The organism is Streptomyces sp. NPDC014882 (genome assembly GCF_043081325.1).
Classification (GTDB): Bacteria; Actinomycetota; Actinomycetes; order Streptomycetales; family Streptomycetaceae; genus Streptomyces.
Window position 1 is genome coordinate 180,904 of sequence record NZ_JBIBWL010000012.1, and the last position, 19,665, is coordinate 200,568.

17 protein-coding genes are annotated in these 19,665 nt (G+C 73.6%); 11 read left to right on the plus strand and 6 right to left on the minus strand.

Annotated elements, in window-relative coordinates; translation table 11 throughout:
- Positions 1-62 precede the first annotated feature (62 nt).
- The 4 genes from ACF09K_RS25535 (at position 63) to ACF09K_RS25550 (ending at position 6,762) form a co-directional block, all read left to right on the plus strand.
- Positions 63-1,481, plus strand: coding sequence for an FAD-dependent oxidoreductase (locus tag ACF09K_RS25535; RefSeq protein ID WP_392247026.1), 1,419 nt, complete (start codon positions 63-65; stop codon positions 1,479-1,481).
- Between the two features lie 223 nt (positions 1,482-1,704).
- Positions 1,705-2,973 (plus strand): NAD(P)/FAD-dependent oxidoreductase, encoded by a 1,269-nt coding sequence (locus ACF09K_RS25540; protein ID WP_392247160.1) that lies wholly within the window; start codon positions 1,705-1,707, stop codon positions 2,971-2,973.
- 50 nt (positions 2,974-3,023) lie between these two features.
- Positions 3,024-4,967 carry an ABC transporter ATP-binding protein gene (locus ACF09K_RS25545; protein WP_392247028.1) on the plus strand — a complete coding sequence of 648 codons (1,944 nt, stop codon included), beginning with the start codon at positions 3,024-3,026 and terminating at the stop codon, positions 4,965-4,967.
- A 139-nt stretch (positions 4,968-5,106) separates the two neighbouring features.
- A complete protein-coding gene (locus ACF09K_RS25550; protein WP_392247030.1) occupies positions 5,107-6,762 on the plus strand; it encodes an N-6 DNA methylase in 1,656 nt (551 codons plus the stop codon).
- A gap of 114 nt (positions 6,763-6,876) precedes the next feature.
- Here the strand turns inward: ACF09K_RS25550 and ACF09K_RS25555 are convergent, their stop codons facing one another.
- Positions 6,877-8,136, minus strand: coding sequence for an McrC family protein (locus ACF09K_RS25555; RefSeq protein ID WP_392247032.1), 1,260 nt, complete (start codon positions 8,134-8,136; stop codon positions 6,877-6,879).
- A 62-nt stretch (positions 8,137-8,198) separates the two neighbouring features.
- Entirely contained in the window at positions 8,199-10,028 is a 1,830-nt protein-coding gene (locus tag ACF09K_RS25560) for a DUF4357 domain-containing protein (protein ID WP_392247034.1), read from the minus strand.
- 228 nt (positions 10,029-10,256) lie between these two features.
- On the opposite strand from ACF09K_RS25560, the gene ACF09K_RS25565 reads away from it, so the two are divergent.
- The 3 genes from ACF09K_RS25565 to ACF09K_RS25575 all read left to right on the plus strand — a co-directional run bounded on the left by ACF09K_RS25565 (position 10,257) and on the right by ACF09K_RS25575 (position 13,772).
- Positions 10,257-11,447 carry an ImmA/IrrE family metallo-endopeptidase gene (locus tag ACF09K_RS25565; RefSeq protein WP_392247035.1) on the plus strand — a complete coding sequence of 397 codons (1,191 nt, stop codon included), beginning with the start codon at positions 10,257-10,259 and terminating at the stop codon, positions 11,445-11,447.
- Between the two features lie 8 nt (positions 11,448-11,455).
- Entirely contained in the window at positions 11,456-12,010 is a 555-nt protein-coding gene (locus tag ACF09K_RS25570; RefSeq protein WP_392247037.1) for a hypothetical protein, read from the plus strand.
- Between the two features lie 442 nt (positions 12,011-12,452).
- Positions 12,453-13,772 (plus strand): hypothetical protein, encoded by a 1,320-nt coding sequence (locus ACF09K_RS25575; RefSeq protein WP_392247038.1) that lies wholly within the window; start codon positions 12,453-12,455, stop codon positions 13,770-13,772.
- A 54-nt stretch (positions 13,773-13,826) separates the two neighbouring features.
- Here the strand turns inward: ACF09K_RS25575 and ACF09K_RS25580 are convergent, their stop codons facing one another.
- Positions 13,827-14,276 (minus strand): ATP-binding protein, encoded by a 450-nt coding sequence (locus tag ACF09K_RS25580; protein ID WP_392247040.1) that lies wholly within the window; start codon positions 14,274-14,276, stop codon positions 13,827-13,829.
- 282 nt (positions 14,277-14,558) lie between these two features.
- Between ACF09K_RS25580 and ACF09K_RS25585 the strand changes: the two genes are divergently transcribed.
- Positions 14,559-15,629: a hypothetical protein gene (locus ACF09K_RS25585; RefSeq protein WP_392247041.1), complete on the plus strand. Its 1,071-nt coding sequence runs from the start codon at positions 14,559-14,561 to the stop codon at positions 15,627-15,629.
- Between the two features lie 193 nt (positions 15,630-15,822).
- Positions 15,823-16,785, plus strand: coding sequence for a hypothetical protein (locus ACF09K_RS25590; RefSeq protein ID WP_392247043.1), 963 nt, complete (start codon positions 15,823-15,825; stop codon positions 16,783-16,785).
- A 97-nt stretch (positions 16,786-16,882) separates the two neighbouring features.
- On the opposite strand, the gene ACF09K_RS25595 is transcribed toward ACF09K_RS25590, so the two are convergent.
- Both ACF09K_RS25595 and ACF09K_RS25600 read right to left on the minus strand, forming a co-directional pair.
- Positions 16,883-17,350 (minus strand): hypothetical protein, encoded by a 468-nt coding sequence (locus ACF09K_RS25595; protein WP_392247045.1) that lies wholly within the window; start codon positions 17,348-17,350, stop codon positions 16,883-16,885.
- 91 nt (positions 17,351-17,441) lie between these two features.
- Positions 17,442-17,666: a DUF397 domain-containing protein gene (locus ACF09K_RS25600; RefSeq protein WP_392247047.1), complete on the minus strand. Its 225-nt coding sequence runs from the start codon at positions 17,664-17,666 to the stop codon at positions 17,442-17,444.
- Between the two features lie 306 nt (positions 17,667-17,972).
- Between ACF09K_RS25600 and ACF09K_RS25605 the strand changes: the two genes are divergently transcribed.
- Together ACF09K_RS25605 and ACF09K_RS25610 are read left to right on the plus strand one after the other, a co-directional pair.
- On the plus strand, positions 17,973-18,860 hold the full coding sequence (locus tag ACF09K_RS25605) for a helix-turn-helix domain-containing protein (protein WP_392247049.1): 888 nt from the start codon (positions 17,973-17,975) through the stop codon (positions 18,858-18,860).
- Positions 18,857-19,048: a DUF397 domain-containing protein gene (locus ACF09K_RS25610; protein ID WP_392247050.1), complete on the plus strand. Its 192-nt coding sequence runs from the start codon at positions 18,857-18,859 to the stop codon at positions 19,046-19,048. Before ACF09K_RS25605 ends, ACF09K_RS25610 begins: the two co-directional genes overlap by 4 nt.
- A gap of 54 nt (positions 19,049-19,102) precedes the next feature.
- On the opposite strand, the gene ACF09K_RS25615 is transcribed toward ACF09K_RS25610, so the two are convergent.
- Positions 19,103-19,624 (minus strand): hypothetical protein, encoded by a 522-nt coding sequence (locus ACF09K_RS25615; protein ID WP_392247052.1) that lies wholly within the window; start codon positions 19,622-19,624, stop codon positions 19,103-19,105.
- Positions 19,625-19,665: the final 41 nt, after the last annotated feature.

Genomic DNA, 19,665 nt, shown 5'->3' on the forward strand with positions numbered 1-19,665 from the left:
TGGCCGGGGGACGCCCCTGGCGTGACGGCGTCCGCGGGTGGTCCGCCGGGAGGTGCCCCGGCGTGACGGTGACCGTCGAAGGACCGCTGCCCACGGAGCCGTACGACGTCGCGATCGTCGGGGCCGGGGTCGTCGGCTGCGCCATCGCCCGCGAACTGGCCCGCAGGCCCCGCCTGAAGGTCGCGCTCGTCGAGGCCCAGGACGACATCGGGCAGGGCACCTCCAAGGCCAACACCGCGATCCTGCACACCGGGTTCGACGCGGTGCCCGGCTCCCTGGAGGCACGGCTCGTCCGCGAGGGCGCGCGCCTGCTCACCGCGTACGCCGCCGAGTCCGGCATCCCCGTCGACCCGGTCGGCGCGCTCCTGGTGGCCTGGGACGACGAACAGCTCGCCGCCCTGCCCCGCCTCGCCGAGAAGGCCGAACGCAACGCGTACCACGACGCCCGCCTCCTCGGACCGGACGAACTCCGCGCACGCGAACCGCACCTGGGACCCGGCGCGCTCGGCGCCCTGCACGTGCCCGGCGAGAGCGTCGTCTGCCCGTGGACGACCCCGCTGGCGTACGCCACCCAGGCGGTCCGGCACGGCGTCGACCTCCACCTCGACGCACCGGTGACGCACGTGAGCCGGCGGGACGGCGTCCACGCGCTCGGCACCGCCCGGGGCACCCTGCACGCCCGCCGCCTCGTCAACGCGGCCGGACTGCACGCCGACACACTGGACCGCCGGCTCGGCCACGACGACTTCACCGTCACCCCGCGCCGCGGCCAGATCGTCGTCTTCGACACCCTCGCCCGCGACCTCGTCCGCCACATCCTGCTGCCCGTCCCCACCGCCCTCGGCAAGGGCGTCCTCGTCGCCCCCACCGTGTACGGCAACGTCCTGCTCGGCCCCACCGCCGAGGACCTCGACGACAAGCGGGCCACCGGGTCCACCGCCGAGGGCATCGCCGCCCTGCGCGCCCGGGGCGCCCGCATCCTGCCCGCCCTCCTCGACGAGGAGGTCACCGCCGTCTACGCCGGCCTGCGCGCCGCCACCGGGCACGAGGACTACCGCATCACCGCCCACCCCGACGCCGGACAGGTCACCGTCGGCGGCATCCGCTCCACCGGCCTCACCGCCTCCCTCGCCATCGCCGCCCACGTCACCGCCCTGCTGGCCGAGGAGACCGGCCTCGACCTCGGCCCCGCCCGGCCCCTGGAACCGGTGGCGATGCGCGACCCGCGCCCCACCGCCGACCGCGTCGCCGCCGACCCGGCGTACGGCGTCCTCGTCTGCCACTGCGAGCGCGTCTCCCGCGGCGACCTCCGCGACGCCCTCGCCGGCCCGATCCCGCCCCGCACCCTTGAAGGCCTGCGCCGCCGCACCCGCGCCCGCGCGGGCCGCTGCCAGGGCACGCACTGCGGCCCCGAGGTCCGCGCCCTCCTGGCGGAGACGACGGCCGCGGCGGCCCCGCCGGGAAAGGCGAGGCAGGCATGACGACCACGACGACCGCACGCGGGGTCGGCCTCGTGGGGCCCGGCGCGGGCCGTGACCGGCCCGGCGCCTCCCGCGGTCCCGGCCGCGGGACCCGCGATGACGCCTGTGTCCGGCCCCTGCCGGCGAAGGCGCCGGTGCTGCCCGCCAGGTCGGCGAAGGCGCCGGTGGCGCCCGCCCGGCCGGGAAAGGCGAGGCGGACGTGACGGCCGCACGCGAGGCGGACGTGACGGCCGCACGCGAGGTGGACGTCCTGGTCGTCGGCGCGGGCCCCGCCGGACTCGCGGCCGCCGCCCGCCTCGCCGCGGCGGGCGCCGGCCGCGTCGAGGTCCTGGACCGGGAACGGCAGCCCGGCGGCACGCCCCGCCACTGCGCGCACGGCGGCTACGGCACCCTCCTGCGCCCCCTGACCGGCCCGGCGTACGCCCGTCTGCTGGTCACCGCCGCCGGGCGGGCCGGCGCCACCGTCCGCCCCGGCGTCACCGCCCTCGACTGGGCCGGCCCGCTGTCCCTGCACACCGTGGGCCCCGGCGGCCCCGAGACGCTCACCGCACGCGCGGTCGTCCTCGCCACCGGCGCCCACGAACGCCCGCGTGCCGCCCGCCTGGTGCCCGGCACCCGCCCGGCCGGCGTCCACACCACGGGCGAACTCCAGCGCGCCGTCCACCTCCACGGGCAGCACGTCGGGACCCGGGCGGTGATCGTCGGCGCCGAGGACGTCTCCTACGCGGCGGCCGGCACCGTACGGGCCGCGGGCGCCACCGTGGTGGCCATGCTCACCGAGCACGCCCGCCCGCAGACCGCCGCGGCCCGCGCCGCCGACACCCGCCTGCGCCACGGCGTCCCCCTCCTCACGCACACCACCGTCGCCGAACTCCTGGGCCACGGGCGCCTGTCGGGCGTCCGCGTCCGGCACCGCGACGGCCGCACGGCCGTACTGCCCTGCGACACCGTCGTGTTCACCGGCGACTTCGTCCCCGACCACGAACTGGCCCGCCGGGCAGGCCTGTCGATCGACCCCGGCACCCGCGGACCCGCCGTCGACGGCGCCCTGCGCACCTCGCGGCCGGGCGTCTTCGCCGCCGGCAGCCTGCTGCACCCGGCGGAGAGCGCGGCGACCGCGGCCCGCGACGGCGCCCACGCGGCCGCCGCCGTCCTGGACCACCTCACGGGCACCGGCACCCGCACCCACATGGGCACGGGCACGGGCACGGAAACCGGACGCCCGCCTGCCGTCCCCCTGACCGTGGCCCCGCCCCTGCGCTGGATCGCCCCGAACCGCGTCACCCCGGCCGACCGCCTCCCGTACGTCCTGCGCACGGCGACGGAACTCACCCGCCCGGTCCTGTACGTCGTCCAGAACGGCCGTGTCCTGCACCGCGAGCGGCTGCGCGGCGCCCTGCCGAACCGCACCCTGTGCCTGCCCGCCGACTGGACCCGCCGCGTCGACCCCGGCGCCGGTCCGGTCCGGGTGACGGTCTCCCCGGACCGCTGATCACCTCACGGTGTTGACCTCAACACCGGTCGAGGTCCTACGGTCCCTCCATGAGCATGGAGACCACCGCCTGGACGCAGCTGTACAGCGTCATGCACGCCCGGCACGAGCGCCGCCCCTTCAACCGCGTCACCCTGCGCCGCATCGGCGCCTTCGCCCGCCCGCACCGCGCCCGCATCACCGCCTTCGTCCTCATCGGGGTGGTGACCGCGCTGTTCGCCGTGGCCACGCCCGTCCTCGCGGGCCGCGTCGTGAACACGATCGTGTCGCACGGCGAGGCCGCGACCGTCGTCCGTCTCGCCCTGCTCATCGCGCTGATCGCCGTGCTGGAGGCGGCGTTCGGCATCCTGGGCCGCAGGCTCTCGGCGGCGCTGGGGGAGGGGCTCATCCTCGACCTGCGCACCACGGTCTTCGACCACGTGCAGCGGATGCCGGTGGCCTTCTTCACCCGCACCCGCACCGGCGCGCTCGTCTCCCGCCTCAACAACGACGTCATCGGCGCCCAGCGCGCCTTCAGCAACACGCTGTCCGGAGTGGTCAGCAACCTGGTCACCCTGGTCCTCACCCTCGCCGTCATGCTCACCCTGTCCTGGCAGGTCACCCTGCTCGCCCTCGTCCTGCTGCCGGTGTTCGTGGTGCCGGCCCGCCGCATGGGCCGCCGGATGGCCGAGATGCAGCGCGAGGCGGCCGCGCTGAACGCGGTGATGGGCACCCGCATGACGGAACGCTTCTCCGCGCCCGGCGCCACCCTCGTGAAACTCTTCGGCCGCCCCGAGCAGGAGTCCGCCGAGTTCGCCGAGCGCGCCGCCCGGGTCCGCGACATCGGCGTCCGCACGGCCACCGCCCAGTCGGTGTTCATCACCGCCCTCACCCTGGTGTCGGCCCTGGCCCTCGCCCTCGTCTACGGCCTCGGCGGCCGGCTCGCGCTGGACGGCACCCTCGACCCCGGCGCCGTCGTCGCCCTCGCCCTGCTGCTGACCCGCCTGTACGCGCCCCTCACCGCGCTCGCCGGGGCCCGCGTCGAGGTGATGAGCGCCCTGGTGAGCTTCGAGCGCGTCTTCGAGGTGCTCGACCTCGAGCCCCTCATCGAGGAGAAGCCCGACGCCCGCGAGGTGCCCGAGGGCCCGGTCGCCGTCGAGTTCGACGACGTCCGCTTCGGCTACCCCTCCGCCGACAAGGTCTCCCTCGCCTCCCTGGAGGAGGTCGCCGCCCTCGACACCCGCGACGGCGCCGAGGTCCTGCACGGCGTCTCCTTCCGCGCCGAGCCCGGCCAGACCGTCGCCCTCGTCGGCTCCTCCGGCGCCGGCAAGTCGACCATCGCGCAACTGCTCCCGCGCCTGTACGACGTCGACGGGGGCGCCGTCCGCATCGGCGGGGTGGACGTCCGCGACCTGAGCGCCCGTTCCCTGCGGGCGACGCTCGGCATGGTCACCCAGGACGGCCACCTCTTCCACGACACCGTCCGCGCCAACCTGCTCCTCGCCCGGCCCGAGGCCGCCGAGGACGACCTGTGGGACGCCCTGCGCCGCGCCCGCCTCGACGACCTGGTCCGCTCCCTGCCCGACGGCCTGGACACGGTCGTCGGCGAGCGCGGCTACCGCCTCTCCGGCGGCGAACGCCAGCGCATGACCATCGCCCGCCTGCTGCAGGCCCGCCAGCGGGTCGTCATCCTCGACGAGGCCACCGCCCACCTCGACAACACCTCCGAGGCGGCCGTCCAGGAGGCGCTCACCGAAGCCCTCCAGGGCCGCACCGCCGTCGTCATCGCCCACCGCCTGTCCACCGTGCGCTCCGCCGACCTGATCCTGGTCGTGGAGTCCGGCCGCATCGTGGAACGCGGCACGCACGAGGCCCTGCTGGCGGCGGACGGCCGGTACGCCCAGCTGTACCGCACCCAGTTCGAGAAGCCGGGGGCGACGACGATGGCGGCGGAGACGGGGACGACGGCGGTGGAAGCGGAGACGGAGGCGACGGCGGTGGCGACATCGGCGTGAGGCGCGCCCGCCGGCACGGGGTGCTCGGCGCGGCCGACCGTTCCGCGGTTCCGCGGGCGCGCGACAGGGCCACAACTGTGTGCATTGTCAACATATTCTTTCCCGGGTGCGTGGAAGTGCCCCGTGTACGCTGAGTCCCATGACGGACAAAGCCGTTCCCCCGGCAGGACCCCTGGTCACCGGTGCTGAGATCGCTCGGCTGGCCGGGGTCACCCGGGCCGCCGTCTCCAACTGGCGTCGGCGCTACGACGACTTCCCCGCGCCGGCGGGAGGGGCCGCGAACAGCCCGCTCTACGCGCTCACCGAGGTCCAGGAATGGCTGGACCGGCAGCGCAAGGGCCGGGAGGTGTCACCCGAGACCGAGCTGTGGCAGTCCATGCGCGCCGTCTACGGCGAGCAGATGATCGCGGGACTGGCCCGGACGGCCGCGGTACTGGCCGGCGAGCCCGGGGCCGGACTGCCGGACGAACTCGCCGTCCGTTTAGAGGAGTTCGTCCGGAGCGAAGACCCCGTCGCCCTGGTCGACGGACTGACCGAGCGGTTCATGGACTCCGCGCGGCGTGCGGGCTCGGACCAGGTGACTCCCGAGCGCGTGGTGCGCGCCGTGTGCCACTTCGCCCCGGACCTCCCGGCCGGTGCCACGGTCTTCGATCCCGCCTGCGGCATCGGGGTCCTGCTCCTGTCGGTCGCCGCCCGGGAGGAGACCCGCTGCCGCGGCCAGGAGACGGACGAGGACAGCGCCCGGTTCGCGCGGCTGCGCGCCCGTCTCCGGGGCCGGCCGGAGGTGCGCGTCGTGGCGGGTGACTCCCTGCGCGCGGACGCGTGGCCCGACCTCAGGGCGGACCTGGTCGTCTGCGACCCGCCCGCCGGTGTGACCGAGTGGGGGCGGGAGGAGCTGCTGCTCGACTCCCGCTGGGAACTCGGCACCCCGTCCAAGGCCGAGGGGGAGCTCGCCTGGCTCCAGCACGCCTACGCGCACACCGGGCCCGGCGGCCAGGTCCTCATGGTCATGCCCGCCTCGGTGGCCTACCGCAAGGCGGGCCGCCGCATCCGGTCCGAACTGGTGCGCCGCGGCATCCTGCGCCAGGTGGTCGCCCTGCCGCCGGGGACGGCGACCTCCCACGCCCTGCCCGTCCACCTGTGGTGCCTGCGGCGTCCCGAGAACGCGGGAGGCGTGGACACCGACCACACCGTGCGCATGATCGACCTGACCGGCAACAGCCCCGACGGGAGTCTGGAACCACGTCCCGACCAGGTCGCCGACGTGCCGCTGATCGAACTCCTCGACGACACCGTCGACCTGACCCCCGGCAGCCACCTCCGTTCCCGGCACCGCGACTTCCCGGGCGAGTACGCCGCCCTGCGCGAGGAGCTGGAGGACGAGATCCGCCGGCTCACCGCGCTCCTGCCCGAGCTCGCGGCGGGTGGCGGCCCCGGCTCGCTGGACGGTGCCACCACGAGCGTCGCGGATCTCGCCCGTGCCGGTCTCGTGACGTACGACGGTCCTGAACCGGTCTCGGCCAGCGAACAACTGGACACGGACTATCTGCGGGGTTTCCTGCGCAGCTCCGCCAACACGCGCCGGTCCACGAGCTCCAGCGGGACGTACCGCCTCGACGGCCGCGGCTCCCGCATCCCCCGGATGGGTGTCGACGATCAGCGCCGGTACGGCGCCGCCTTCAAGAACCTGTCCCTGTTCGAGGAAGGCATGCGCAAGGTCGGTGAACTGAGTCGGCAGCTCGCCGAGGTCGCCCGTGACGGCCTCGCGACGGGCGCGCTGACGCCGGAGGAGTGACGGACGCACGCCGGTGCGGGACCCCCCGGACACCTCCGGCACCCCGGACGCGTCCTCCCGCACCGGTCCGCGCCGGTCCGCACCGGGGTCTCCTCCTTTCCGTCCGGCCGTGGCTCACGGCTGCGGCTGCGGGGACGGATGCGGGGCGGCCGCGGCCAGCCGTCCGGCGATCTCCCGTACGGCCGACAGCAGGTGTCCCGGTTCGCGGGAGAGGTCGAGGCTGTGCCGGTACAGCCGCACGCCGCGTCCGTCCGCTCCCGCCGCCGTGCCGCGCACCTCGTGGAAGTGCTCGGGCCGCCGTCCTGCCGCGTACACCAGGTGCGCCTCGCGCAGGCCGAGCACGGTGGCGTACGCCAGTGCCTGGTACAGGTCGGCGTTGAGGAGTCCGTCGGCCTTCTCGACCTTGTACTTGGCGTCGGCGACGGCGAGCGGGGTGCGGCCGTCGCCGGTGCGGACGACGAGGTCGGGACGGATCCGTACGAGACCCGCGGTGTCGAGGTGGTGGGGGTCCTGGAGGCGCGCGGTCAGGCCGTGCTCCTTCAGGGCCTCGCGCAGGGCGACGGTGACGAAGTCCTCGAACAGCCTGTTCATGTCGAGCAGGAAGCCGTCCACGGCGAGCGGTTCCGGCCCGGCGGCCCGGTGTTCCGGGGAGGTACCGCGCAGGACCGCCTCGGCGAGCCGCAGTGCGGGCTGGTAGCGGGAGTTGAGACGGGAGGGCCGCCAGTGCGGCAGCTCCTGTCCCCGTACCAACGGCGCGGCGTCGGCGAGACGTGCCCGCTGATGGGCCAGGCGCCGCCGCACGGGGCCGGGAACGCCCGGAAGCCGCAGCAGCCGCTCGGCGGCGGCGCGCAGGACGCGGTTCTCGGCGGTGTCGGCGGTGTACGCGTCGTAGGCGATCTCCACGGGCGGTGTGCGGCCGAAGTGCCGCCGGATCTGCTCGGCCTCGCGCAGCCGCCCCCGCACGACCGGCGCGGACTCCTCCACCTCCCGGTAGCCCTGGAGGACCCCCCGCCGCAGCGCCGCGTCGATCCGCCGTTCCACGGCGTGCGCGAGCGCGGGGACGACGTCGTCGTACGCGCCGGTGTCGACGGTGCCCTCCCGGCCGTCGCGCCAGGCGCGCGCCGGGTCGAGGCTGAACCCGAGGAGGAAGAACAGCCGGCTCACCGGCGTCTTGGGCATGATCCGCAGCACCGGACCGCCGGGCGTGCGCACGGCGCCGACCCGGCTGCCCGCCCGCAGCAGCCAGTGCCCGGCCCGGCCGGGGTCGGGGGTCGCGCTCAGCAGGATGCCGGAGGCGGCGACGGCCCGCCCCGCGTCCGCGTCCAGCGGGACGGAGACGGCGGGCCCGTACTCGCGGAGCACCACCTCGGACACGGACGCGGACGCGGACGCGGACGCGGACGCGGACTCCGGCGTAGGCGTAGGCACGGTCACGGTCACGGGTGCTGTGCGCGCAGCGCGTCGAGGCCGTAGCGGGCGGCGACGTCCAGGCCCTCGCCGTAGTGGTGCTCCTCCAGCAGCGGCAGGATCTTCGTGCGCCAGGTCCGTTCGAGGCCGCCGTCGCGGTACACGCCCGGTTTCATCAGGTACGACGGGCCGATGGCGAAGTCGGCGTCGTCCATCAGGGAGTTGAGGGCGTCGAGGAGGCGGGCGGGCTCCGGGTCCTTGCCCTCGCGTTCGAGCCAGCGCGCGAGCAGTCCGGCGGTCGGCTCGGTGCGCGGCGACAGTTCCACGAACGCGAAACGGCGGCGCATCGCGGCGTCCACCAGCGCGATCGACCGGTCGGCGGTGTTCATCGTGCCGATCACGAAGAGGTTGGGCGGCAGCCAGAAGTCGTCCCCGGAGTAGGTGAGGCGGACGGACTTCTTCCGGTACTCCAGCAGGAAGTACAGCTCGCCGAAGACCTTCGCGAGGTTGGCGCGGTTGATCTCGTCGATGATCAGGAAGTACGGGACGTGGCCGTTGCCCTCGCGGGAGGCCAGGTCGGCCAGCTCCCGCAGCGGGCCCGCGGTCAGCCGGAAGGCCACCTCCCGCGTCTCGGGATCCGCGACGGGCCGGAAGCCCTCGAAGAAGTCCTCGTAGGCGTACGAGGGGTGGAACTGCACGATCTTGACCTGCTCCGGGCCGCCGCCGAAGTGCTCGGCCAGCTTCATCGCCAGGTACGTCTTGCCCGTGCCCGGCGGGCCGTAGAGCACCAACTGCTTCTCGTCGACGAGGAGTTCGCGCAGCTCCTCCAGCCAGGCGCGGTCGTGGACCAGGAGTTCGTCGGCGAGTTCCCCGGTGACGTCCGGCAGTCTCAGCTCGCGCTGCGCGGGCCGCTCGACGGGCGGGTACCCGCCGGTGTCGTCCGCCGCCGCCGGGTCCGTGCGCTCCGCCTGCCCGGTGAGCCCGTCCAGGGCGTCCAGGACGCCGGTCAGGTCGACGACATCGTGCTGCACGGAGAGCTTCTGCTGCACCTCCTCCGGCAGTTCCTCGTAGGCGTGGCTGTCCTTCCGCCAGGCGACGGTCCGGCGCAGGTTGGACAGCCCGCCCGGCGACGCGGTCTGCGCGGCCTCCCCGGTGATCCGCCCGACGTGCAGCCGGTCGTCGTCGAAGGTGGCGACCGTGTCGCCGACGCGCATCTGCGTCAGGAAGGCGTGCAACTCGTCGACCAGGCCCTGCTTCTGGTGGTACGAGGCCGCCCCCTCGTACCCCTCCTCGACGATGCGGCGCAGCGCGCTCTTGGTCGGGTCGCTCTCCTCCAGGGGAGGCAGGTGCGCGCCCGAGAGCGAGACGAACCCCTCCTCCAGCCACGACCGCCGCACCAGGTTGTGCCCCGAGACGTTGGAGCCGCGCACCAGCCACGCCTTGCGCGGAGGGCGCCAGCCGGTGGGCAGGTAGTCGGCGAGCGGATGGCCTTCGGCAGTGCGCCAGGACTCCGGGCCGGAGGCGTCGTAGCCGTACACCAGCGCGGCGGCGGCCGAGGAGGAGTTGCACTCGACGTCCCGGGTCACCACCCAGCGCGGCGGTGCGTCCTGTGGCCGGCCGGGACCGGCGGGGGCGTCGACGAGTGTGCCGCTCGCGCGCAGCTCCGTGCGGAACCGGCGTGCGTGGCGGCCGAGCCCCGGCCACGCCTCGGCGGTGACGACCGAGCCCTCCCGCAGCAGGAACTTGTACGTGCCGTTGCCGCCGAACTCGGTGAGCAGGTGTCCGCGCGCCTCACTGCCGTCCGGGGAGAGCTTGATGCGGAACTCGGGCGTGCCGGGGAGCCGGACGAACTGCGGCATGGGCGACCTTCCGGGACGGGCGGGGCCTGTGCGAACGCGCTCACCCTACCTGTTGACGCCGTCAATGGACCTTGGGCGAGGAAGCTTCGGGAGCAAGGGGGCGGGACACGGGAAGGCTTCGACGAAGTGACCGTGGTGCCGTGGACGGCGACGATGAAAAGCCACCGCGGCGCGGGCCGCGCGCACCGGCGCGTTGCGATTTTCGCAAGGCGTCAGTACGGTGAGGGAATGGCTGAGACTGTGATCGACCGTGTACGCAGGGTTATGGACGCGGCTTCCTTCTCCCAGGCCGCGTTCGCCGAGCGGGTCGGACTGTCGCCGGACAAACTCTCCAAGTCGCTCAGCGGCGTGCGCCGCTTCAGTTCCCTTGACCTCGCACGTATCGCGGAAGCCACCGACACGACGGTGGACTACCTGCTCAGCGGACGCGAGCCGGTGCGCCCCCGCTCCGCCGCCCGTCCTGCCGGTACGGTGTCCGAGGGGGCCGGCTGGGCCGAGATCGAGGCGCTCGCCTGCCGCTTCCAGAACGCCTACGAGGTCCTGGAACTGCTCGACCGCCCCCGCTCGATTCCCGAGCTGCCCGCACCCCGCCCGGAGCTCGAACGATACGTCGACCAAGGGGAACGCCTCGCGGCCGATCTCACGGAACACCTTTCGCGGCGAGGGGCGCAATCACCCGCCGACATGGACCTTCCGGCCCTCACCCGGCTCTTCGCGGAGCACTGCGGGATCGATGTGGCGCTCGTCGAATTCCCTTCTCAGGCAGCCCTGTCCGGCGCGACGTGGCAGTCCGACGCCTTCCGCATCGTCCTGCTCGCGACCACCCAGGAGTGGACCCGGTCACGCTTCACCCTGGCCCACGAGGTCGGACACATCCTCGCCCGCGACGCCCAGGACCTGCGCGCCGACGCGACACCGCAGCCCGGCAGGCAGAAGGACTACACGGAGGTGCGGGCCAACGTCTTCGCCGCCCACTTCCTGATGCCCGAAGCCGAGGTACGGGCGGCCTGGGAGCGCAAGGTCACCGACCCGCAAGCCCCGACCGAAGCCGAACTCAGCGAACTCGTCGTCGACTTCAAGGTCTCACCGAGCGCGCTGGCCGCGCGGCTGCATCGGCTCGGTCTGCTCGACACCGCCCGCCGCGACCGGTTCCGCGGCTTCACCACCGAGATCTGTCACGTCCTGGCGGGGCGGCTCGACGACCACTACCGTCACCGCGCCGAATCCGCGGTGGTCCGTCCGCCGCTCGTCCCCATGGCGGAGCTGCTCGCCGCGTACGAGGCCGGCGAGACGACCCTGCGCCCGCTGGCCGCCTACCTGGACCGCACCGTCGACGACCTGAGAGCCATAGTCGAACCCGCGCGCGCCGCGCGCCCCCTGCCGGAGGACGAGAAGGGCGATCCGGTATTCCAGCCATGACAGGTTCCTTGGATTCTTCCAGCTGCGTCAGCCTCTTCCCCGACAACACGGTCCTGTGCAACTTCGGCACCGTGGGACGCCTGGATCTGCTCCGCAAGGTGCTCGACGGCTGCGGCCGCTGGACCGAAGCGGTGGCGGAGGAGGCCCGCCGCTCCGCCGCCTACGTACGCGACCTCGCGCGGCTTCGCGCCGAGGGCTGGCTGGGCGAGCCGATCGAACTGTGCACCGATACCGAGATCGCCCTCGCGGACCGGCTGCGTCGCGCGGTCTTCGGCGGCACCCCGACCGAGCCCTTACGGCACCTCGGTGAAGCCGAAACGCTCGCCCTGATCCAGACGCGGCGGGAGTTCGCCGGGGCCGTCTGGATCACTGACGACCGCGATGCCGGCGAGTACGCCACCGCACGTGGCATCCCCGTCAAGAACACCGTCACCCTCATGCGCGAGGCCGCCGTGTCCGGGCAGATCCACTACACCGAAGGCCATCGTCTCCTCCTCGCCATGGTCGCCGACGGCCGGCACATCCGCGGGGTCCCGGAGCGCGCCGAGCGGCTGCTGGACTGACGGGCGCGAAACGGGGAGCTGCGGAAACACCGTTCCCGCACAGTGGGGGACCCCAAGGTGGAGGCGTGGTTCGAGGTGTTCAGCTCTCTTCGGACAGAGCGGCTCGCAGGTCGGCTTTCCTTGGAGGGGTGACTCTCCGTCCTGGCGTTCCCCGTCCACCAGCCACAGGACGACACTCCCGGCGTCCCGGTGAAGCCGCGGCGGCGCGGGGAAGCGCCGGGGTGCGTTGGCATTGTCAACAGAGCCTATGCTGAGAGTTGTCCGACTGTCACGGTTCCCGTCACCGAGCGGGCGCCGGTCGTCGTGCTCGCGTCGCCTGCGCCGGCCCGCTGTGCCGGAAGGTGGTCGATGTGGATCGAGTGACACACGGTGCCGTGATTCGGCTATACCGTTCTGCTGGGACGTCGGACGCGGGCTGACGTGGGGATGAGCTGGGGGGACGATGATCGACTACCGCAAGAAGGCAACCGTTCCGGTGTGGACGCTGGCGACGGGTGACGTCCAGGTGCCCGCATTGACCGGTGACGGGCCGATGACGGCCGAGCGTCTGGGTGAACTGCGCAGCGTGCTGGCCGCCCTGGCCGACGAGCCGATCGCCACGCTTGAGCTGCATCCGCTGCCCGACAAGCTCGACCGCGGCCGGGGCATCCCGCTCGATGCCGTGAGTCCTCTGGCGCAGCACCTGTCGCAGCTCGTCACGCAGTCGGCGCGGAGTTCCTCCGCGGCGGCCACGGCGGCCGCCGCCGGCGAAGGCCTGTACCGCATGGTGGTTCCGGCGAAGGTCGCCGCGCAGCTCGGTCAGGGCATCGTCCAGCCGATGGCGTCGAAGGCGGTGGCCGGTGGCATCCATGGTGCATTCGTGGACACGGTGACGGGCCGCATCGCCGCCCAGGCGACGTTCCAGCCGGTCAGTACAGCGGCGGCGGGCGCGGTCGGTGGGGCCGGCGCGACGGCCGGTGCCGCGGCCGCCGGCGGCGTGGCGCTCACCGTGGCCGCGCCGCTCGTGCTCATGGCCGTGGCGGTGGGGGTGAGTGCGCATGCCGACCACAAGCGTCAGCAGGCCATCGAGCACATCACGGAACTGCTGGAGCAACTGCACGAACAGAAGCTCGAGGACGAGCACAGCGAGCTCGACGGTTGCCGCGACGCCATCGACAAGGCCACCGCCATTCTGCTCGACCAGGGCAAGCTCGGTGTCTCGCTGGGACTGGACTCGGCGGTGCACGCCATGAACACGGCGCTGGGCCGCGCTGACCGTCGCCTTGCCCGGTGGCGGAGCGCGCTCGACAAGCTGCCCGACGGCAAGGCCGTCGAGATCGGCACGCTGACCGAGTCGTTCCCCGGCATCGACGAGGACGGCGGCACGTTCCGCACCCACCTCGAACTCGCCGCCCTCGCCGTCGCGTTGAAGCGGCGGGTCAACGTCCTCCAGGCCGTCGAGCACGCGCAGAGCAACCCTGACAACTTGTTCGAGAACTTCACCCGCGCACTCAAGCGCGACCAGCAGCGCCTCGACGCACTGGAGTCGGGCATCGCCGGTGTCCTGATACGCCTGTCGGTGCTGGAACTGGCACGCCCGAACGGTCTGCGACCCGTCTTCACGAACAGTGAGGTCGATCGCCTGATGCGCGCGACACACCGGATCCACCGCCTGGGCGACGGCGTCGCGCTCAACGGCCGCCCGGCGGACGTGGCGATCGAGATCGCCCGCGACAAGGACGGCTCGGTGGTCGTGTTCCCCGCGCTGCCCGCGGAGGCGTAGGCACGCGGGCTTCGGCTCTCCCCGGCCGGCGCCGTCACGCCTCACCCGGCGCCGTCACGCCTCACCCCGTGTGGTCAGCACCGCCCGGACGGTCTTGCCGCCGGGCGGGTGGGGGACGCAGTCCCAGTGGTCGGCGAGGGCGGTGACGAGCGCCAGGCCGCGGCCGCCGGGGCGGAGGGCGGCGGGTCCGGCGGTGTCCGTGACGATCTGTGGGTAGAGGTCCCCGCGGGCGTCGCTGACCTCGACGCGGAGGCGGCCGGCGGCCGGGTCGAGGACGAGCGTCAGCCGGAAGCAGCGGCCCGGTACGCGGCCGTGGAGGACGGCGTTGGCGGCGAGCTCCGCGACGACGAGTTCGGCACGCTCGGTGAGGTCCTGCGGGGCGTCCCACGACCGTAGTTCGGTCACCGCGAGGAGCCGGGCGAGACGGGCGCCGCGCCTCGTGGACGACAGCAGCTGGGTGAAGGTGCCGACGGGGGCGTCCACTTGGGGTGTTGCGTTGTTCATGGAGTCAGAGTGGCGACCGGGGGCGGGCGAGGGCGAGCGCCGCGCCCCGTACGGAGAGCAGACGTACGGAGAGTGAGGCGGGCGGTACGCCGGATTCCCGCGACGCTGTGCGAGGAACGTGGGAAGGCGGTGGAGGTTTCCCGACGCCCGGAGCACATCCGCGGCCGGGGCGGTCGAGCGGTTCGACGCTCGGTGGGAAGCCGTTGCCGAGTACGGCGTCCGCCACTTCACCGCCGACCGGGGGGCGGGGCAATGTCGGTGGCCGGTGGCAGGATCGACGGCATGGTTCTCGTACGTACGACTCCGCCGCGGCCTGTCGAGGTGACCGCGGTCTTTCCCGAACTGGCTCCACTGGCGCGTCCTGCGATCCGGCTGCACCCCCGTCCCGGGGCGCCTTCGGTCGGGGACAGCTCGGTCGGGGGGCCGTTGCTGTGGCCGGCCGGGGAGCCGTGGCCGCACTGCGAGGGCGAGCACCCGGACAGCGGGTTCCGCGAGTCGCCGGCAGACGTACGGCTGTCGAGGCGCAGGCTGGCCCGGCTGCACCGTGATCCCCACGGTCCCGAGTTCACGCCCGAGGAGGAGACGATCAGGGAGGAGAACGCCGCGAGGCTCGCGAAGCGATTCGACGCCGGCCCTCCCCTGCCCGCGGAGTGCCCGGTCCCCCTGTTGCCCGTGGCCCAGCTGTATCTGCGCGACGTCCCCCTGTTGCGACCGCCCGGAGAGGCCGATCTGCTCCAGGTCCTCTGGTGCCCCTACGACCACGAGCCGGACTGGAAGCCCGCGACCGCGGTGTTCTGGAGGTCCGCCGCCTCGGTCGTCGATGTCCTCGCCACGCCGCCGGAACCGTACGAGGCCAACTACTCGGGCTACGTGCCGGAGCCGTGTCTGCTGGCACCGGAAGCGATCACCGAGTATCCCGACAGCCTCGACCTGAGCCCGGAGTTGAGACAGACGGTGGGGGACTGGAGCAGATGGCAGGCAGCCGGCGTGGACGTGGACGGCTCGTACGCGGAGTACCCGGCGGAGTTCTACGACGGCAATCTGGCGGACGCTCCCGGCTGGAAGGTCGGCGGCTGGCCCCCGTGGGGCCGCACCGACCCGTACCGCCGGTACTGCGCCGTCTGCGAAGCCCAGATGGTCCCGCTGCTGACCATCGCCTCCTTCGAATGGGACGGCGGTGAGCGGCGCGGCTGGGCGCCGTACGAGGACCGGGACGCCGCTTACGCCGCCGGTCACCGCGCCGGCCAGAACCCGGCGCAGCCGACGAAGGTCGAAGTGGGCAGCACGGACAACATGCAGCTCTACGTCTGCCCGGCCTCTCCCGAGCATCCGCACACCGACCTGATCCAATGAACTGCCGGGCCTGCCACACCCTCCCGGCGCGGACCGCCGTCCGGTGTGGCCGGTACCGGCCCGCGGGGGCGTCCCGGGGTGTATATCTGTGCCTTCACTCGGGCGGCCGAACGAAGAGAAGCCCGCCGCCACCGTTCCGTGTGAGACGGGGGACGCGGGACGGGGGACGTGTGAGGGGGAGGGCGGGGATCTCGTGGAAGAGCTGTACTACAGCGGGCACTGGGAGGCGGAGGAGAGGCGGCGGGCCGCGGCGGCCGCGGCGGCGCTGGCCTCCTACGACGCGGCGCTGGGCCGTCTGTCCCGTGCGCCGGAGGAGGTTCCCCTCACCCGTGCGACGATCGGCACGCCGAAGACCGATCCCTCGTGGCACGAGTTCGTCGTCACCATCCTCGTGTGCCTCCCCGTCCTGGGCGGTCTCCTCGCGGCCTTCGGTGTGGGCCGCGCCTTCCCGGACGGTCCGCGGACGGCCGTCACGGTCGGCGCTCTGGGCACGGCCGCGGTGGTCGTCCTGCTGCTCATGGTGGCGGCCTTGTGGCTGGCGGACAGACTGGACCGGGCCGGGCGGCGGGACGCGCTGCTCCACACGGGCACGGCCATGACAGCCGCCTGCGTCCGCGCGCTGGACGCGTCCGACGCCGAGCGCGCCGAACACCTCCGCGAGCTCGACGACCTGTACCGCCGGACCGAGCGCCTCCTCCTGCGGGCCCACCGTGTGCGGGGCACGATCGGCGGTTCCTCGCCGCGGCGGGCCGCCGCCCGGCGGCACGCCGAGCTGGTGGCGGGCGCGCTGCGCCGGGAGCTGTGCCGGGTGGACGCCGAGCCGCAAGGCGCGCTGCCGGACCTCGCCGGGAAGCTGGTCACGGTGTGCGAGCGGTACGCCGAGGGCCGGATCGGCCGGCTGCTGCCCGAGGAGGATCTCGCGGACGTGGAGCCGGTGACGGTGGCCCGTCAGGCGCTGCGGGAGTCGGCGCTCATGGTGGTGGTGATCCTCGTCGCGTTCTGCGGGGCCCTGGGGGCGTGGCTGGGCTGCCGGGCGGCCGGGGTGCCGGACGACCTCCTGCCGCTGGCCGCGGCCGCGGGCCTGCTGCTCGGCGGGACCCTCGCCGGCGGCTGGCGGCGGGCGGTACGGCTGGTGGAACTGCTGCCGGGCCTCTAGCGTTCCCGCGCCGCCGGCCCGGTCCGGGTCCAGCGCGCGGGACGGCGGGAGAGGCGATGCGTCGCGGACGGTACGGGGAGGAGCCGGCCGCCTCCGACTACGCGCACGGGCAGGGCAGTTCGGGGGCCGCGCGGTTCGGGGAGCACGTGACCACGGCCAGGGAGAGGTACGCGGGGCGTTCGAGGTAGTGGCCGTACGACACGTCGGCGCCCGAGCGCAGCCGTACGGCGGCGGCGTCCACCAGCCGGGACAGGCGCGCGACGTCCCCCTCGCCCTCCGACGCGAACCGGGGCGCGTACTCGGCCAGCCGCTCACCGAGCCAGGCCGCCGCCTCCTTCGCCTCGTCCCACGTGCCCCGCACCAGCGTGCGGGGCTTGAGGAGCCAGTACGCCGTCTCCAGGGGCGGCAGGTCCGACGTGCGGAACTCCGCGGCCACCTGGCGGTAGCGCTCGATCAGTTCCGGCCTGCTCCCGGCCGGGGGCGGATCGGGGTGCGGGGGCCGCCGCAGGGCCTCGTCGTCGAAGCGCGCCTTCGGGCCGGTCCAGAGGTAGCCGTGGTGGTGCACGAGCCGTTCCCGTTTCGAGGAGCGCCGGCCGGGCGCGGGGAGGGACCCGGCCCGGCCGACGGGTGTGGGGGAGGGGGAGGGGTGGGGAGGGTCAGACGTCGAGGCCGAAACGCGCCGGGTCGATACCGGCCGCGTCCAGCTCCCGCGTGGTGAAGCGGAGCGGACGGGCGTCGGGCCGCTTGCTGTCGCCGAGGGCCCAGGCGTCCTCGCCGATCCGGGCGAGGGTCACGCACCCCTCGGTGCAGGGGCCGCCGCACGCCTTCACGAACGAGGCCCCGCTGATGTCGAGGGCGTACAGGTGGGTTCCGTTCTGCATCGCTGCACCTTCCGGTTCGTCTGGTCACGGCCGTGGCCGGCCGCCGCCGCCCGTGGCGGGCGGTGTGGTTCGGGGGGAGGGTCGGAGGCCGCCGCGCGCGGTCCCGCGGGCGGCTCCTCCTCGCTCCCCACGACGCCAGAGTGGCGGCCCGATGCGGGCGGGGACGAGCACCTTACCCCGTACGCTGCGTCAGCGTACAGGCACGCAGAGTGGACGGTACGACGGGTTTTCCGCCACGCTGTGAGCCGTGAGCGCGGGCGGTGCAAGGAGCCGTCGCGGTGCGGTACGGAGGGAAAGGGGCGGCGGATGGAGCACGTCGGAGTCGAGGGGGAGGCGGCCGGGGCCGCCGGCACGCGGGTGGTTCCGGCGGGGGAGTACGAACGGGAACCCCACCCGTCCGACAGCCTCCGCACGTTCGGCGCCTTCGTCCAGGCACTGCGCGAGCACGCGGGCCTCAGCCGGACCGACCTCGGCGCCCGGGTCCAGTACTCCAAACACACCGTGGAGTCGGTGGAGTTGGGGCGCAGGATGCCGGACGAGGCGTTCGTGGAGCGCGCGGAGGAGGCCCTCGGCAACACGGGCGCCCTGCGGAAGGCCGCACGGCACCTGACGCGGGGCGAGGCGGGGCTCGCGGCGTGGTTCCGGCGGTGGGCGAGGCTGGAGCGGGAGGCGGTGAGTCTGTGTACGTACGAGTGCCGGTTGGTGCCGGGGTTGTTGCAGTCGGAGGGGTACGCCAGGGCGGTGTTCGAGGGCACGATCCCGCTGCGGACGGACGAGGAGCTGGAGGTGCAGCTCGCCGCGCGAATGGAACGGCAGACGATGATGCGGGAGCGGCCGACGGTGCCGTTCAGCTTCATCGTCGAGGAGCACGTGTTCCGGCGGCGGTTCGGGGACGCGGAGGCGATGCGTGAGTTGGTGGATCACGTGCTGGAGCGCAGCGCCTCGCGCAATGTGACGCTTCAGGTGGTGCCGCTGACGGCTGGGCTGCACGCGTGCCTGGATGGACCGGTGCGAATCCTGGAGACCCCTGCGGGGCAGCGGCTCGGGTACTCCGAGGGGCAGAAGAACGGGCGGCTGATCGCCGACCCGAAAGAGGTGAGTGCGCTCTGCCAACGCTATGACACACTGCGGTCGCAGGCCCTGAGCCCCGAGGAATCCCGGGCCCTGCTGGAGCAACTGCGAGGAGAGCTATGAGCAGCGGTAGGACAGAACTCGCCTGGTTCAAGTCCAGCTACAGCGGCAGTGAGGGCGACGACTGCGTGGAGGTCGCGATCGCCGAACAGGCCGTCCACGTAAGGGACTCCAAGGACGTGACCCGCCCGGCCTTCGCCGTCGGCCGCGAAGGCTGGGGTCAGTTCGTGCGGTTCGCGTCGGAGTACTGAGTGGCTTGAGGGCGTGCCGTCCGCCGAGCGGTGGACGGCACGCCTTCGCCGTGCTCAGGAACCCTTGGTCTCGGTGTAACCGAGGGCCGCGCGGTTGATGAAACGGTCGCCGAGGTCCCGCACGGGCGCGGGCTTCGGCTTTGGTACGGCCTTCTTCGCCGTGGCCTTCTTCGGGACGGGCTTCTTGCCGCCCGCACGCTTGGCCGGCGCCGCCTTCGCCTTCGCCTTCGCCTGCCTGGCGTTCTGCGCGGCCGGTGTGTTGCGCGCCGCGTACTTCTTCCGGAGCGCTGAGAGTTGCTCGCGTTCTTGGAGGGCCACGTTGGTGGGGAGGGCGTTGGCCAGGGCCCGCGCCCGGCTGAGCGCGTAATGCGCCACATGCCAGCGCTTGCTGTGGATCGCCATGCGGGCCACCCCGATGGTCTGCTGCAACGCCTTGATCTTCGCGGGCTGCCGTTTGGGTATGGGTGACTCGGCGCCGCTGCTCCGCCGCTGCCCGGCGGCACGGGTGCCCCAGTCCGTACCCGAGGTCAGGACGACGACCGAACGGGGGTTGCTGCTCTGGCTTCGACGTACCACGGGCGTTGTTCCTTGGATGGGCGGGCACCCCTGGGTGACCG

Bases quoted from the DNA above. Each gene is read 5' to 3' on its own strand.
- ACF09K_RS25545 (WP_392247028.1), top strand. From the start codon at position 3,024: ATGAGCATGGAGACCACCGCCTGGACGCAGCTGTACAGCGTCATGCAC.
- ACF09K_RS25550 (WP_392247030.1), top strand. From the start codon at position 5,107: ATGACGGACAAAGCCGTTCCCCCGGCAGGACCCCTGGTCACCGGTGCT.
- ACF09K_RS25560 (WP_392247034.1), bottom strand. From the start codon at position 10,028: ATGCCGCAGTTCGTCCGGCTCCCCGGCACGCCCGAGTTCCGCATCAAG.
- ACF09K_RS25565 (WP_392247035.1), top strand. From the start codon at position 10,257: ATGGCTGAGACTGTGATCGACCGTGTACGCAGGGTTATGGACGCGGCT.
- ACF09K_RS25575 (WP_392247038.1), top strand. From the start codon at position 12,453: ATGATCGACTACCGCAAGAAGGCAACCGTTCCGGTGTGGACGCTGGCG.
- ACF09K_RS25580 (WP_392247040.1), bottom strand. From the start codon at position 14,276: ATGAACAACGCAACACCCCAAGTGGACGCCCCCGTCGGCACCTTCACC.
- ACF09K_RS25585 (WP_392247041.1), top strand. From the start codon at position 14,559: ATGGTTCTCGTACGTACGACTCCGCCGCGGCCTGTCGAGGTGACCGCG.
- ACF09K_RS25600 (WP_392247047.1), bottom strand. From the start codon at position 17,666: ATGCAGAACGGAACCCACCTGTACGCCCTCGACATCAGCGGGGCCTCG.
- ACF09K_RS25605 (WP_392247049.1), top strand. From the start codon at position 17,973: ATGGAGCACGTCGGAGTCGAGGGGGAGGCGGCCGGGGCCGCCGGCACG.
- ACF09K_RS25610 (WP_392247050.1), top strand. From the start codon at position 18,857: ATGAGCAGCGGTAGGACAGAACTCGCCTGGTTCAAGTCCAGCTACAGC.